The sequence below is a fragment of the Kitasatospora sp. HPM-01-4 genome (assembly GCF_051374625.1).
Taxonomy (GTDB): Bacteria; Actinomycetota; Actinomycetes; order Streptomycetales; family Streptomycetaceae; genus Kitasatospora.
On record NZ_JBPQGP010000005.1, the window covers coordinates 8,572,290 to 8,586,766 of the forward strand.

The 14,477-nt window shown below is 73.1% G+C and carries 10 protein-coding genes; 6 read left to right on the top strand and 4 right to left on the bottom strand.

All coding sequences use genetic code 11. The annotated features are described in order from the left end of the window. Positions 1-29 precede the first annotated feature (29 nt). On the top strand, positions 30-1,646 hold the full coding sequence (locus tag ACSMTC_RS36990) for a pectate lyase family protein (RefSeq protein ID WP_436564124.1): 1,617 nt from the start codon (positions 30-32) through the stop codon (positions 1,644-1,646). Positions 1,647-1,818: 172 nt separating this feature from the next. On the opposite strand, the gene snpA is transcribed toward ACSMTC_RS36990, so the two are convergent. Continuing rightward, the gene (gene snpA, locus ACSMTC_RS36995; protein ID WP_436564125.1) at positions 1,819-2,454 is read right to left on the bottom strand and encodes a snapalysin; all 636 of its coding nucleotides are present in this window, start codon (positions 2,452-2,454) and stop codon (positions 1,819-1,821) included. A 222-nt stretch (positions 2,455-2,676) separates the two neighbouring features. Between snpA and ACSMTC_RS37000 the strand changes: the two genes are divergently transcribed. The 3 genes from ACSMTC_RS37000 to ACSMTC_RS37010 all read left to right on the top strand — a co-directional run bounded on the left by ACSMTC_RS37000 (position 2,677) and on the right by ACSMTC_RS37010 (position 6,420). Continuing rightward, on the top strand, positions 2,677-3,654 hold the full coding sequence (locus ACSMTC_RS37000; RefSeq protein WP_436564126.1) for a LysR family transcriptional regulator: 978 nt from the start codon (positions 2,677-2,679) through the stop codon (positions 3,652-3,654). A gap of 406 nt (positions 3,655-4,060) precedes the next feature. Next, positions 4,061-5,482, top strand: a complete 1,422-nt coding sequence (locus ACSMTC_RS37005; RefSeq protein ID WP_436564127.1) for a cytochrome P450 — start codon at positions 4,061-4,063, stop codon at positions 5,480-5,482. Further along, positions 5,479-6,420: a terpene synthase family protein gene (locus ACSMTC_RS37010; protein ID WP_436564128.1), complete on the top strand. Its 942-nt coding sequence runs from the start codon at positions 5,479-5,481 to the stop codon at positions 6,418-6,420. The genes ACSMTC_RS37005 and ACSMTC_RS37010 overlap by 4 nt, the downstream gene beginning before the upstream one ends. A gap of 38 nt (positions 6,421-6,458) precedes the next feature. Here the strand turns inward: ACSMTC_RS37010 and ACSMTC_RS37015 are convergent, their stop codons facing one another. From ACSMTC_RS37015 to ACSMTC_RS37025, 3 genes are all read right to left on the bottom strand, one after another. Beyond that, positions 6,459-6,995 (bottom strand): GNAT family N-acetyltransferase, encoded by a 537-nt coding sequence (locus ACSMTC_RS37015; RefSeq protein WP_436564129.1) that lies wholly within the window; start codon positions 6,993-6,995, stop codon positions 6,459-6,461. 76 nt (positions 6,996-7,071) lie between these two features. Continuing rightward, on the bottom strand, positions 7,072-8,868 hold the full coding sequence (locus ACSMTC_RS37020) for a sigma-70 family RNA polymerase sigma factor (RefSeq protein ID WP_436564130.1): 1,797 nt from the start codon (positions 8,866-8,868) through the stop codon (positions 7,072-7,074). 268 nt (positions 8,869-9,136) lie between these two features. Next, a complete protein-coding gene (locus tag ACSMTC_RS37025) occupies positions 9,137-9,838 on the bottom strand; it encodes a pyridoxine/pyridoxamine 5'-phosphate oxidase (RefSeq protein WP_436564131.1) in 702 nt (233 codons plus the stop codon). Positions 9,839-10,231: 393 nt separating this feature from the next. On the opposite strand from ACSMTC_RS37025, the gene ACSMTC_RS37030 reads away from it, so the two are divergent. Next, positions 10,232-11,587 carry an outer membrane protein assembly factor BamB family protein gene (locus tag ACSMTC_RS37030; protein ID WP_436564132.1) on the top strand — a complete coding sequence of 452 codons (1,356 nt, stop codon included), beginning with the start codon at positions 10,232-10,234 and terminating at the stop codon, positions 11,585-11,587. Between the two features lie 401 nt (positions 11,588-11,988). Beyond that, the gene (locus ACSMTC_RS37035) at positions 11,989-14,463 is read left to right on the top strand and encodes a SpoIIE family protein phosphatase (protein ID WP_436564133.1); all 2,475 of its coding nucleotides are present in this window, start codon (positions 11,989-11,991) and stop codon (positions 14,461-14,463) included. Positions 14,464-14,477: the final 14 nt, after the last annotated feature.

Below are 14,477 nucleotides of genomic sequence, written 5' to 3' on the forward strand. Positions count from 1 at the left end.
GCCTCACCGCACCGCAGGGGGAGACTCTCTTGACACACACCCACAAACGCACGCGCAGCCGCCGGCGGATCGCCGCCGTGGCCGGCGCGGCCGTGGTCGTCGGCGCGGCGGTCGTGGCCTGCGCCCAGGGCGGCGCATCGGCCGCGCTCGGCACCGCCTCCGCGCACCCGACGGCCGGTGTCACCTCCGCCGGCAGGCCGGTCACCGCGGCGGGCCCGACCGGCGGCCAGTGGATCGGCATGTCCAACGGGCATCTGGTCTACGGGCGGGACGCGCAGGGCAACCGGGTGCCCGACTACTCCTACGCCGGGTACGCGGGCGGCGGCGTCGCGCTGCCGGCGGTGCCCACCCGGGTGACCGTCCCCGCACCGGGAGGCGGGGACGACACCGCGACCGTCCAGGCCGCCATCGACAAGGCCTCCGCCCTGCCGCTGGACGCGAACGGGTTCCGCGGCGCGGTCCAGCTCGCGGCGGGCCGCTACCGCATCGCGAGCAGTCTGCACATCAACGCCGCCGGAGTGGTGCTGCGCGGCGCGGGGGCCTCGGAGACCACCCTGGTCGCCGACCGGCCCACCGTACGGACGCTGCTGACCGTCGGAGACAAGTCCCGCTACACCACGGTCGGTACGCCGGCCCAGGTCACCGACGACTACGTGCCGGTCGGCGGAACCACTCTGACGCTCAACAGCACCGCCGGCCTCTCGGTGGGCGACGAGGTGGTGGTGGAGCGGCCGACCACACAGGCGTGGATCGACGCGATCGGGATGACCGGTGTCTTCTCACCGAACTGGAGCCTGAAGTTCGAGCGGAAGATCACCGCCGTCTCGGGCAACAAGGTCACCATCGACATCCCGCTGACCAACGCGCTGGAGAAGCAGTACACCCAGGCGACGGTCTACCGCTACACCTTCCCGCGCATCGACCACGTCGGCATCGAGAACCTCGGCGCCGACGGCCAGGCGATGTCCGGCGACCCGGACTACGCCAACAGCTTCTACAACGCGGCCTTCTGGGAGTTCAACGCGGTCGAGGACTCCTGGGTCTCCAACACCGTGGCCCGGCACTTCGGCGGTACCGGTCAGACCTCCCTCGGCCCGCAGAGCCGCCGGATCTCGGTGCTGCACACCCAGATGCTGGACATGCTCACCACCGACAGCTCGGCCCGTTCCGAGGCGTACCTGCTGCAGGGGCAGGAGAACCTGGTCCAGGACTGCGCGGTGACCGCGACCAAGGTGCACGCCTTCACCACCTACGGCCGCCAGGCCGGTCCCAACGTGTTCTCGGACTGCAAGGCCACGCTGGTCCAGGACACCTACGACTCCGGCGGCCACGAGCGTTGGGGCAGCGGCACCCTCTACGACGACCTGCGGATCGACGGTTCGCTGCAGCTGGTGAACAACGGCACCCGGGGCAGCGGCCACGGCTGGTCCGACGCCAACAGCACCGCCTGGAACTGCACCACCCAGTCGTACACGGTCCAGGATCCGCCCACCGCCCACAACTGGGCGATCGGCTGCACCGGGACGCCTGCCAAGGGCAGTGACGGCGAGGTCCAGTCCGGCGGCACCCACCTCCTGCCGACCAGCCTCTACGCCCAGCAGCTGCTCGACCGGGGGATCAACGCCTCCCCGGCCAAGCGGCACTGACCCGCACGACGCACGACGCACGACGCACGATGCACGAGGCACGGCCGACCGGGCGCGGCGGGGTACGGACAGCCGTACCCCGCCGCGCCCTTGCGTCCTACCGGCCAGGGTGAGGGGGATCACCGGCCCGGCGAGCCGGGGAGGCCGGAGGGTTCACAGGTGCGCCGCCAGGTCAGCGGGCGGCCAGGCCGTTGACCCACAGTGAGTCCACCCGGCGCTTCTCGGTGGCGTTCGGGTACGGGTTGGTGCAGGACGGGCCGGGGCCGCCGCCGGACATCAGCTCGCTGCACGGACCCGAGTAGTGGTCCGGCAGGCCGAGCACGTGCCCGGTCTCGTGCGCGACGATCCGGGTGGGGTTGAACTGCCGGGCCTGGCTGTAGTCGAGGAAGATGTACCCCCGGCCGTGGCCGTCGGTGCTGGCGTACGAGCCCTGCGGGTCGTTGCCCTCGTAGTAGTCGAAGTCCGCGTTGCTGCCCGCCCGGAGCTGGACGTTGCGCTCCGAGCTGTTCCAGATCTGCGCGCTGGCGGCTATCTGGCTCGCGAAGGACGGTGCGCTGCTCGGGTTGTAGGTCACGACCACCGTCTGGAGCCAGGGGTTCGCCGCCTGCTTCGCCAGGGCGGACTTCATCACGGCCTGGTAGAAGGCCTTGTTGCCGGCCGCCTCGGCGGCCGAACCGGCGTACGAGGAAGCCGTGTAGCCCTGGTGCGCGGTGGCGTCGGCGCCCGCCGCGGCGGCGGGGACGGCGGACAGGCCGCCCGCCAGTGCGAGTCCGAGCGCGGCGGACAGGGCAAGCCTGGGGAGTTTCATGTGGGGGACTCCAATCGGGAGTTCCACGAGCGCTGTGGGGCAACGCCGTGGACATCAGGTGAACCGGTGCTGGACAGAGCTTGGTTCAGCCCGCCGAGCGAGCGGATGATGTCAACCGGCGATAGCTCGACCCAATACCCTGGCTTGGTAACTCCATGGTGAAACGTTTCACTATCTGGCATGTCCCTGGCGAACAATCTGACGGGTAGTTATGATCTCGTCGTGGAACTGGATGTGAGGCATTTGAGAGTGGTGTGCGCGATCGCGGACACCGGCAGCGTGCGAAAGGCCGCGCAGCGGCTCGGCATGACCCAGCCCTCCCTCACCACCCAGCTGCACCGGATCGAACGGACCATCGGCGGTGCCCTGTTCACCCGCGAGCAGACCGGCAGCCAGCCCACCGCCCTCGGCCACTCGGTGCTCTCCCGGGCCCGGCCCATCCTCAGCGAGATGGCCGCCCTGGTCGCCGCCGCCCGGCTGGAGGCCTCCGGCGGTGCGCACAGGCGGCTGCGGATCGGCAGCGTGGGCAGTCGCGCCGTCCCGGGCTGGCTGCGCCGGCTCCGCGAGCGCTGCGCCGACACCGACCCCGCCATCCACGTCGACATATCGGCCATCGCCCTGCTGCGCATGGTCGCCGACGACGAGCTCGACCTCGCCATGGTGCACGAGAGCGAGGGCTTCCCGCTGCGGGTCCCGCCCGGCGCCGAACACCGGGTACTGGTCGCCCGGGAGCCGCGGTTCGTCGCGCTGTCCGACCGGCACCCCGCCGCCGCCCGGCCCGTGGTGCACCTCGCCGACCTGGCCCGCGACACCTGGATGGTGGATCCGGCGGCCGACCACGAGTACGCGGCGCTGCGCCGGGTCTTCAGCGAGGCCGGTCTCGACCCGCGCGTGGTGCAGGTCAGGGACAACGCCACCGCCGCCGAACTCGTCGCCTCGGGCGAGGCCGTACGCCCCTGCCAGCCCATCGCGGTCGCCGGTCCCGGTACCGCCGTCCGGCCGATCCACGGGGACCCGCTGGCCGTCCGGCTGCTGCTCATCTGGCGGCGGGGTGCGCTGAGTGCCGGTGCACTCGACGCCCTCCACACCGATCTCCACGCCGCCTACGTCGAGCTGGCCCGGGTGAACCCCGCCTATCTCTCCTGGCTGCTCCGGCACGACCGAACCCTGCTCCATCTGCTCGGGCCGCCGGCGCACTAAATCCCGCGTCAACTCCGGCGGAAGATCCATGGGATGGACGATCAGAACAAGGCAGAAGAAGATCGCACCCGGACAGGTCAGTTCACCGGCGGACTGATCCTCGCTATGCTCGGGGTGCTGCCGAACGCCTCGGCCACGCGCGGCCACGCTCGGCCGGCTCCCGTCGAGCGACAACCTTCCGGTGGGATTTACAGCCCGACTGATCGGGATCCCGCCGATCGGCCGGAGAGTGTACCCGGTCGCCGGGTCGCGCCGGTCCGCCCGGTGACGACCGCTGGGCCGATGGGGTGATCTGTCGCCGTCCGGCGAAACCGACCTTCCACGAAAGCGTTCTCCCAGGGCGTGTCCCGTTCGCACAGCGGTGCGGTCGGGGACGATCCCTGTTGCCTGCTGGAAGGAAGAGACCGTGGTCGCGACGACCGCCCGGCGTGTGTCGGCAGTTCCCCTGGCCCCCGGGCGAGTTCCGGTCCTGGGCCATGCCCCCGCGCTGCTGCGGGACCCGCTCGGGTTCCTCGGCTCGCTCTCCCGCTACGGCGGAGTGGTGCAGATCCGGCTCGGACCGCGCGCGGTCCTCGTGGTCACCGACGCGGCCCTGGTGCACACACTGCTGGTGGCGCTCGCCCGCGACTGCCCGCGCGGAGCGGTGCAGGACACCCTCAAGAACGCCTTCGGCGACGGTCTGCTGATGTCCGACGGGTCGGCCCACCGGGACCGCCGCCGTACCGTCCAGCCGGTGTTCGGCCCCGACCGGATGACCGCCTACGTACCCCTGATGCAGCGGGTGGCCGAGGAGCGGATCGGCCGCTGGCAGGCCGGCCAAGTCGTGGACGTACCCAAGGAGATGAACCACCTGGCGCTGGAGATCGTCACCCGCGCCCTGTTCGGCGCCCGGTTGCGGGAGGACTCGACGATCGCCTTCCACCGGGCGCTGCCCGACATGGTGAAGGGCCAGATCGTCCAGTCCCTCTATCCGCACCCGGCGTTCGCCCGGCTGCCGCTGCCGGTCAACCGCCGCTTCGACGCCGCCGTCCGGGTGCTCAACCGGGTGGTGGACCAGGCCGTCGGCGCCGCCGGGGAGGCGGCCCCCGCCGACGGCACCCTGACCGCCCTGCTGCGCGGCGCCGTCGACCCCGCCTCCGGCCGTCCGCTCACCGAGGCGGACGTCCGCTCCGAGGCCATCACCATGTTCGGCGCGGGCACCGAGACCATCTCCTCCACCCTGACCTGGTTCATCCAGGAACTGCTCGACCACCCCGAGGTGGCGGCCCGAGTACTGGACGAGCTGGACGAACAGCTGGAGCCGGGCGCCGAGCTCACCCCCGAGGCGATCGAACGCCTCGGCTACACCCGGAGCGTGGCGCACGAGGTCCTGCGGCTGCACACACCGAACGCCTTCCTGATGCGCACCGCGACCAAGCAGGTGGAGCTCGGCCCCTACACCGTCCCGGCCGGCACCGAACTCCTCTACAGCCTCACCGCGCTGCACCGCGATCCGGCCCTGTACCCCGACCCGATGCGCTTCGACCCCGGGCGGCAGCAGCCGGGCGGTGCGCCGGCCGCCGGGCGGCACGCCTTCATGGCGTTCGGCGCGGGCAAGCACAAGTGCATCGGCGAGGCCTTCGCCTGGGCCGAGATGGCGGTGGCTGCAGCAACGATCCTGCGCCGTTGGAAGCTGACCCCCGTCCCCGGCGTGCGGACCCGCGAGGTGGTGTGGACCGCCGTCCAGGCCCAGGGCCTGCGGGTCGCCGTCACCCCGCGCCGGGCCGCCGCCCGAAACGGCCTCCCGTCCCAGGGAACCCTCTCCTGTCCGACGGAGGCCACACGGTGAACTCCCTTCTCCACGCCGCCGAGTTAGCGCCGAAGAAACGGAACTGCAGCCCGCGCAGCCCCGAGGAGTTCGAGGCCGCCGTCACCCGCCACACCGCCTGGGCGGTCGGCCGCCACCTCCTCGCACCGAAGGACATTCCGCACTACCGGCTCGCGCTGCCCGACCTGATCGGCCACGCCTACCCCCGGGCCCGCGGGCCCGAACTCGACCTGCTGCTGGACATCCTCGGCTGGTTCACCATCCTCGACGACCGCTTCGACGGACCGGTCGGCCACCGCCCGAAGGACGCCCACGCCCTGATCGACCCACTGCTCGGCATCCTCCGGTACCCCGGGCCCCCGGCCATCGCGCCGGAGGACCCGCTGGTGGCCGCGTGGCGGGACCTCTGGCACCGCCAGGCCGGGCCGATGCCCGACACCTGGCGCCACCGGGCCGCCGCCGAGTGGCAGGCCTGCCTGACCACCTTCCTCGCCGAGACCCACCACCGGGCCGGGGGAACCACTCCGGACCTCTCCGAGACGGCGCTGCTACGCCGCCACGCCAGCTGCCTGTACCCGTTCATGAACATGCTGGAGCGGGTGCGCGGCACCGAGGCCCCGGCGCTGCTGCTCGCGGAGCCCGCCCTGTACCGGCTGCGCGCGTACACCGCCGACGCGGCGACCCTCATCAACGACCTCTGCTCGCTGAAACGCGAGGAAGGCCTGCCCGCGGTCCAGTTCAACATGGTGATGACCCTTCAGCGGACCCACGGGCTCAGCCGGAAGCAGGCGGTCCAGGTGGTCCGCACCCGGGTGCGGCGCCTGCGGGACGACAGCGAGGTGCTCCGCGGCCACCTGCTGCGCCGGCACCCGGCCGCCGGCTGGTACCTGAACGGGACCCGCGACATGGTCGACGGCCTCCACGTCTGGGCCGGAACGTCGCGCCGCTACCACCCATGACACGCACGGGCCTTGGTGGGCGGCTCTCTGGCGTACGGTCAGCGGGACAGCTCCCAGACCACGTCCACACCGTCCCGGGCGGGCGCGGACGGGCCGTCCGGCGAGGGCCTGCGCGCGATCTCGGTGAAGCCCAGTCGCAGGGCCACCGCGATGCTGGCGGTGTTGGCGCTGTCGGTGTGTATCTCCACCCGGGCCACGTCCGGCATCGCGAACGCCTCCCGGACCAGCGCGGCGGCGGCCATCGTGACCAGGCCGCGACCGGTCCACTCCGGGTGGATCCAGTAGCCGATCTCCAGGGCCCCGGGGCCGATCCGCCGCATCAGGGAGCAGCTGCCGACGAGGTCGCCGCCCGTGGTGATCGCGAAGTTGAACGCCTCGCCGTCCTCCCACCACTGCTCACTGCGGCTGGTGTAGTCGGCCACCGCGGCGTAGTCGTGCTCGGCTGCCCAGGGCATCCACGGCAGCAGGTGCGGCAGTGCGTCGGTGACCAGGCGGTCCATGGCCGCGGCGTCGTCGGCGCGCCAGCGGCGCAGCTCGACCTGGTCGTATCGGATGAATTCGGCGGGTCGTTCCATGGGCGTGATCCTCGGCGCTCACCCGGCCCCCGGACAAGTTCTTTTGCGGCAGGGCCGGGTGAGCGTCGTGCCGGGCTCAGCTCGGGGTGCCGAAGTCCTGGGTCCAGTAGGGGCCGCCGCTGCCGCCCTGGTGGACACCGACACCGAGCTCGGTGAAGGCGCAGTTGAGGATGTTCGCCCGGTGGCCCGGGCTGTGCATCCAGCTGTCCATCACGTCGGCGGGAGAGCTCTGCCCGTGCGCGATGTTCTCTCCCCAGGTGCTCCACTGGTAGCCGGCGGCGTCGATCCTGGACTGCGGCCCGGCGCCGTCGGGGTTGGTGTGGTCGAAGAAGTTCCGGGCCGACATGTCGTCGGACTGCCCCTGCGCGGCGCTCTGCAGCCTGGAGTTGCTCCTGACCGGCTTGCAGCCGGCCTTCGCGCGTTCGACGTTGACCAGGTCTATGACCTGCTGCTGTATCGAGGAGGCGACCGGCGCCTGCCGCACGGCGGGGGCGGCGGGGGGAGTCGACTGGGTCCGGGTCGCCGTCGGGGTCGGCGATGACGCGGCAGCGGAGGGGCTGGGCGAGGAAGTCGCGGAGGCGGAGGGCGAGGGCGCAGCCGAGGAGGCGGACGCCGAGGCTGACGGAGCGGCCGGGGACGACGGGGCGGCGCCGGACGTCGCGGCGGTGCCCAGCGAGAGCGCCGAGACGCTCTCCGGGGCGGTGACCGTGTCGGCCTGCGTCACCGAATTCGATGGCTGCTCCTGCTCGGCGGCGACCACACCCACGGCGGCGACCGTGACGGCCGCCGTGCCCAGCGCGGTCAGCAGCAGCTTGGGGGACTTCGACACCTTCGGCAGTGCCCGGCGCCCACGTCCGGCGGCATGCCGGTGGGCCCTCCGGCCGGCGGACGAGGCGTGCGCCGGGCCGGAGTGGTGGGCGGCGGGTGCCGAACCGTGGGCGGCCCCGGCCGCCTGCGCGTTCGCCGCCTGGGCGGTAGCCGACTGCGCGGCCGAATGAGCGGCCGAATGAGCGGTCGCCGCCTGGGCCGTAGCCGACTGCGCGGCCGAATGAGCGGTCGCCGAATGAGCGGAGAGAGCACCCGTGAGCGCACTCGACACCAGGTGCCCGTGCGGAACCGGGACCAGGGCGAGCCCGGCCAGCAGCCCCTCGGCGGGGAACAGGCCGTCCCGCTGCTGCGCGCAGAACCCGCACTCCCGCACGTGGCGGGCGATCCGCTTGCGCCACAGGGTGCCCGGCACCCCGTCCCAGCCGGCCGTGACCTCGGCCAGCACTCCGCAGACCGGTACGGCGGAGAGCGCCCTGACCACCACCCGGGCGTTCTCCAGCTGGTTCTTCATCCGCTGCACCCGGACCGCCGCGTGCTGCGGCGCCAGCTCCAGCGCGCCGGCCAGTTCCGCCCGGCTGAGCTGGCCGGCGGCCTCCTGCCACCACAGGGCCAGCAGCTCGCGGTCGTCCTCGTCCAGCCAGCGGGTGGCCTCCGCGACCTCGCGGCGCTGGCCCGAGAGCCCGAGCCGGACGATGGTCAGGTCCACGAAGTCCGCGTTGGGGTCGGCCGGTTCGCAGCCACCGGTCTCGTACCCGCCCGGAAGGGCGGGCTGCGCCTGGGAGTTCTGGTGGCGGCGCCGGATCTGGTTCATCGCTATGGCGACCAGCCAGGACCGGAAGCTGGCCGGCTCGCGCAGCGAGGGCAGGCCGTGCACGGCGTGCAGCATGGTCTCCTGCACCACGTCGTCGGTGTCCGGGTGCCCCGAGAGCGCCCGGCCGACGATGTTGTACACCAGCGGGAGGTGGCTGCCGATCAGCTCGTCCGTGGCGCGCCGGTCCCCGGCCTGCGCCTGCACCACCGTCGCCGTGCCGCAGTCCCTGTCCATCCTGTGGTCCACCTTCTCCGTCGGCCTGTCCGTTCTGCCCTGACGCACTGGGAGATCCGGTGGCCGGTGTCCGATAACGGAAATCCGGGACGGAATCGGAGTGATCACGATCACAGTCCCGTCCCGGGGGGTGAGGCCGGCCGCGCCCGGTGGCACCGTATCCACGGAAACCGGCGGGCGAACGCGGGGTGTCCCAAGTCCTCACCAGGGCCTCACAGTTGTGTGCGGCGGTGCTGTGTCCGGTGTCACAGCGCCGCCGGCGGGCCGGTCAGGGCCAGAGCAGGGTGCGGGACCACTCGCCCGCGATCGCCCCCGGCTCGTTGCGGGAGTAGTGGACCCGGACATGGCGGCGGGCGGCGTCACCCTGCCAGAACTCGGCCTCCACGGCCCGCAGCGTGTAGACGGTGTGACCGGGGGCGATCGCCTCCGGGTCGGCCTCCAGCAGCAGCCGGGCCTCCCGTGCGGCGCTGTCGTACGCCTCGAAGGAGGTGAGCGGCTCGCTCTGGTGCCCGACCAGGGAGGCGGCCCGCGACCAGGGCGAGCGGCTGAGGAAGTCGAGTGCGGACTCCTTGGGCGACGCGATCTCCACCACGCCCCGGACCCTGATCTGACGGCCCAGCAGCGGCCAGTACACGGTGATCGCCGCCCGCGGCCGGGCGGCCAGCTGGCGGCCCTTGGGGCTGTCCGCGTCGGCCGCGAACACCAGGCCCGCGCCCGGTACGTCGATGCCCCGCAGCACCAGCACCCGGGCGTCGGGGCAGCCGTCGGTGTCCACCGTGGACAGCGTGACCACCTGAGGGTCCGGCACCCCGGCCCGGAACGCCTCGGTCAGCCACTCGCCGAAGAGCTCGGCGGGGCTCGCGGGCAGTCCCTCGACCGCGAACTCGGGAAGCTCGCGGACCATGGGCGGGTGGTCCAGCAGCAGCTGCGCCAGTGTGTTGCGGTCCTCGGCCTTCGCTTGCTCCGTCACCGTGACTCCCGTTCAGAAAAGGTGCAGGCCTCGCGCCGACCGGCGCCAGGACCTCGGTCACACCCGGTCATGCCCCGTCAGGCCTGGTCATATGAGAGCGACCAGATGGTCAATCTCAGGTACGTACCAGGTCAAGCTCACCCTACCCGCCGCCGGGAGGGAGTCGGGTGACACCCCGGAGGTCCGGGAGGGCGGGCGGAGCGGCGGGGCCGCCGTCCGGGCCCGGGTACTGCGGCGCCCTTGGGGGCGCAGGGGCAGGATCCCCGGTTCAGACCGGGGCGCCGGCCGGGCGCGGCCTTCCCGGCGGGCCGCACGGCTGCCGTCGGCCGGTGGTTCGTGCCCGATAAGGGTCGGCTATCCTCCCTGCAAGCTGTCACGGGGGAGGGTACGGGCGTGGTACGGAAGGCACGGGCGGAGGAGTCCGGTGAGCGGGTCGGCGAGACCCTGCTGGACCTGGAGCCGGGCATGGAGGCGGGTCCGGAGGCGCCGACGGGTGCCGGCTCGGCGTCCTTCCGCGAGGAGAGTGAACCCGAGCCCTACCGCAGTGGTGTGACGCGGCGTCAGCTTATCCTCGGCGCGGGCGGGCTGGCCGTCGTGGGCGGGGCGTGGTGGCTGAACGGGGGCGCCCCGAACGCCCGCAGGCGGTCCGCGAAGCCCGCCGTCCCGAGCGGCCAGGCCATCGGCCCCGGCCCCCGTCCGCTCTGGGTGCACAGGGACGTCGCCGTACAGACGGCCGACGGGCTGACCGGCGCGTTCACGCTCCCGGTCTTCGTGGACAACGGCAACCTGCTGACGCTGGACCCGGTCACCGGGGCGGGGCGCCGCCGGATCGACCTGTCCGAGGGGGAGCCCCAGCCGGAGCCCGGAGAGGGGCCGGTGCCGCCGGGCGCCAACCCCGCGTTCGCGGGCGGCGACCGGGTGTTCGACTCCCGGATCGGCCGGATCAGAAGCTTCCACCTCACCGATCCGGCCGCCGACTGGCAACTGTCCTGCCCGCCGGAGCTCGGCGGCCCGGACAGCACGCCGCAGCTGATGTCCTGCGACGACGGCGTGCTCTACGGGATGACCTGGCAGGAGCAGCGTGCCGACGTGGCGGCCCTGTTCGCGCTCGCCGGGGAGACGGGCCGACCGCTCTGGGTCCACCAGCAGCCCGAGGGCGTCTGGTACTCGGGCTTCCTCCCGGTCCCCGGCGGCAGGCTGCTGGTCCGCAGCGGACCGGGTGAGCTGGTGTCACTGAAGGCCGACGACGGTGCGCGCCAGTGGTCGGTCCAGGCCGGTGAACAGGTTGTGCTCGGGGGAGTGGGCCCGGAGCACGTCTACACCATCAACCGGACGGGCGGAGTGCAGGCCATCCGGCTCGCGGACGGCGGCACGGCCTGGGCACTCGCTCCCGAGCAGAGCGACACCTGGCGCTACCTCCGGGCGGTCGCCGTCGACGGAGACGTCCTGCTGCTGCGCGACGACGGCCGGATCGCCCGCCATGACCCGGCGGACGGGAAGCAGAAGTGGGCGGTCACGCTGCCGTTCCGCATCGACTCGCGCTGCTGCCCGGTGCCGGTGCGCGACACCCTCTACGTTCCGGGCCCCGCCGACCAGGGCGTCCGCGCGATCGACATCCACACCGGCGAACCGCGCTGGCAGTTCCGCGACTCCGCCTCCGGCGTGCAGTACTGGAGCCTCGGTACCGACGGCAGCCGCCTCTTCGCCGGCCATGACACCCAGCTGTACGGGCTGCCGATACCTGACTGAACGTCAGTTGGCCGGTGTCGCAGTGCCGATGGGTGGGATGTCTTCCCAGCTCCCGCTGTGTCCTGGCGGTTCGTCGAAACCACCGGGTGTGCCGGGTCGCCCATTCGGCCCGGGGACACGCGGGAGGTGCCGGAGCCGCGGCCAGCCGGTCACCGTCGCGGACCGAGGGAACACCGACGGCAGGCAGTGCCGGGGGCGGGGCAGCGCGCGGAAAGCCCGGCACGAAGGCGCCCGGCCGCTCGCGGGGCTCCCCGCGGGCCCGGAGGCAGCCGGCCCGCCCGGCGAGGAGCGGCCGGTTCGTCCGGAGCCGAGCGGAGCGGGTCCCGGTTGACACCCCTGGGGCCCGGGCGTACAGAGAGAAGGTGCGCCAGGGTGTCCCCGCGGGCCGGTCCGGCCCTGAAATGAGCGGCGGTCCAGGAGCGAAGCGGACCGTACGAGACCGCCCGCCCACTCTCCGTGCGCCTCTCGGAAACGCCTCGGCGGAGGAACTGCTCGCCGACGGCCTGCGCCGGGCCGTGCACAACACCTCGGCGTACGGCGGCATGGTCTACCTCCGCTCACCCGACCGGCGCTCCCTCGTCCTCGGCGTCGTGGCCGGAGTGCCGCTGTCCCTGCTCAGCGGATTCCGCCGGGTACCGGTGGCCGGACAACTGCCCGCCGCCGTCGCCTACCGCACCGGCCGCACCATCAGCCTGGCCGGTGCCGAGGAGACCATGCGGCGCTTCCCCCGGCTCTCCGTCGGCATGCCGTACGCCTTCGCCCTGGCCTGCGCGCCCATCGGCCTGGGCGAGCAGGTCTTCGGGGTGCTGTGCGTGCTCTGGCCCAGCTTCGAGCGGGAGGTGCCGTCCGCCGCCCGCCGCCACCTGCGGACCGCCGCCGGACGCCTGGGCGCCGCGCTCGCTGCTCTGCCCGGCGCCGGTGCGGCCGTCGAGGCGACCGGCGAACCGGTCGTGGTCGAGCTGCCGGGGCCGGCCGGCCCGGTGGTCAGGGTCGGGACGTTCGACTGGGATCTGATGGCCGGTACCGTCACGGCGGACGAAGGGCTCCGGACCATCCTCGGCCGCTCCGCCGCGGAACTCGCCGGCACCAGCCTCGTGGACCTGATCGCCCCCGAGGACCGGCGCGGGCTGCGCATCGCGGGCCTCGCGGCCGCCCGCAGCGGCACCCTGTCCACCCGCTTCGTGCGCCTGCGCGACGGCAGCGGCCGCTACCGGCCGGTCCGGATCTGGGGCCGGGTGCCGGACGGTCCGGTCCGCACCCACCTGATCGGTGCGGTGCTGGACACCGGTACCGGCGCCGCCGCGGTCGCGGCCGTCGAACGACTGCGCGAGGGGATCTTCGCCCTCACCCCGGAGGGCCGCCTGGCCTACCTCAACCGCAGCATGGAACTCCTCGTGGACACCCCGCGCGAGCAGCTGATCGGCCACCACCCCTGGAACGTGCTGCCCTGGCTGGCCGACCCCGCGTACGAGGACCGCTACCGCTCCGCCATGCTCTCCCAGCGACCCACCGCCTTCCTCGCCCGCCGCCCGCCCGACCAGTGGCTCGCCTTCTCGCTCTACCCCGACACCCACGGCATCACCGGCCGGGTCGTCCCGACCGCGCCGCCCCGAGAGGCCCGCCGTCCGGCCTCCTCACCGACCACCGCCGAGGCCGTTCCCCCACCGGCCGTCACCGGCCCCGGCGCCACCTACCATCTGCTCCAGCTCGCCAGCGCCCTCACCGAGGCGGTCAGCGTCCGCGAGGTCTGCGGCGCCGTCGCCGAGCAGATCCTGCCCGGCTTCGGCGGCCAGGAACTGGCGATCTACCTGGTCCACGAGTCCCGCCTCTACCTGGCAGCCCAGACCGGATACCCCGACGGCTTCCTGGACGAGTTCGAGGGCATCCCCGTCCACGCCAGACTCCCGGGCACCGAGACCATCACCGGAGGTGTCCCGATCTTCTTCGAGTCCGAGTACGAACTCCTCGCCGCCTACCCCGGTATCCCGGTCGACGAGATGCGCGCGTGGGCCTTCCTCCCGCTGATCGCCTCCGGACACCCCGTCGGCAGCTGCATCCTCGGCTTCGACCAGCCCAGGATCTTCACCACCGAGGAACGCTCCGTGCTCACCGCGCTCGGCGGCCTGATCGCCCAGGCCCTGGAACGCGCCCGCCTCTACGACGCCGAGTTCACCCTCGCCCGCGGCCTCCAGCAGGCACTGCTCCCGCACCGGCTCCCCGAGGTGCCCGGCCTCGCCATCGCCGGCCGCTACCTGCCCGGCACCCAGGGCATGGAGATCGGCGGCGACTGGTACGACGCCATCGTCACCGAGCACGGACTCTGCCTGGTCATCGGCGACGTCGAGGGCCACAGCGTCAGCGCCGCCGCCACCATGGGCCAGCTGCGCAGCGCCGTCCGGGCCTTCACCACCGTCGGCAACCCGCCCGGGAAGGTCCTCGCCCGCACCAACCGCCTGCTCGTGGACCTCGACCCCGGGCTGCTGGCCAGCTGCTGCCTGATCCGACTCGACCCCGCCGAGGGCAGGGCCCACGCCGCCCGCGCCGGGCACCTGCCCCCGCTGCTCCGCCACCCGGACGGCCGTACCGAGGCGCTCGACCTGGCCGGCGGCCCCCTGCTCGGCGTCGAGCACACCAGTACCTACCCGGTCAGCACCTTCGAGCTGCCGCGCGGCTCGGTCCTCGCCCTCTACACCGACGGACTGGTCGAGGAACCCGGGGCCGCCATCGACCAGGGCATCGACCGTCTCAGGGTCTCCCTCGCCCACAGCACCGCCACCCACTCCCTGGACGCCCTCGCCGACCGCCTCCTCGGCGCCGCCCGCCGTTCCACCCATCGCGCCGACGACGTCGCCCTCCTCCTCACCGCCCGCCCGTAGCCCTCCCACCCGGC

What these genes read in the sequence shown, in the direction of transcription:
- snpA (WP_436564125.1), bottom strand. Translation starts at nt 2,454, where the DNA reads ATGAAACTCCCCAGGCTTGCCCTGTCCGCCGCGCTCGGACTCGCACTG.
- ACSMTC_RS37015 (WP_436564129.1), bottom strand. Translation starts at nt 6,995, where the DNA reads ATGGAACGACCCGCCGAATTCATCCGATACGACCAGGTCGAGCTGCGC.
- ACSMTC_RS37020 (WP_436564130.1), bottom strand. Translation starts at nt 8,868, where the DNA reads ATGGACAGGGACTGCGGCACGGCGACGGTGGTGCAGGCGCAGGCCGGG.
- ACSMTC_RS37035 (WP_436564133.1), top strand. Translation starts at nt 11,989, where the DNA reads ATGAGCGGCGGTCCAGGAGCGAAGCGGACCGTACGAGACCGCCCGCCC.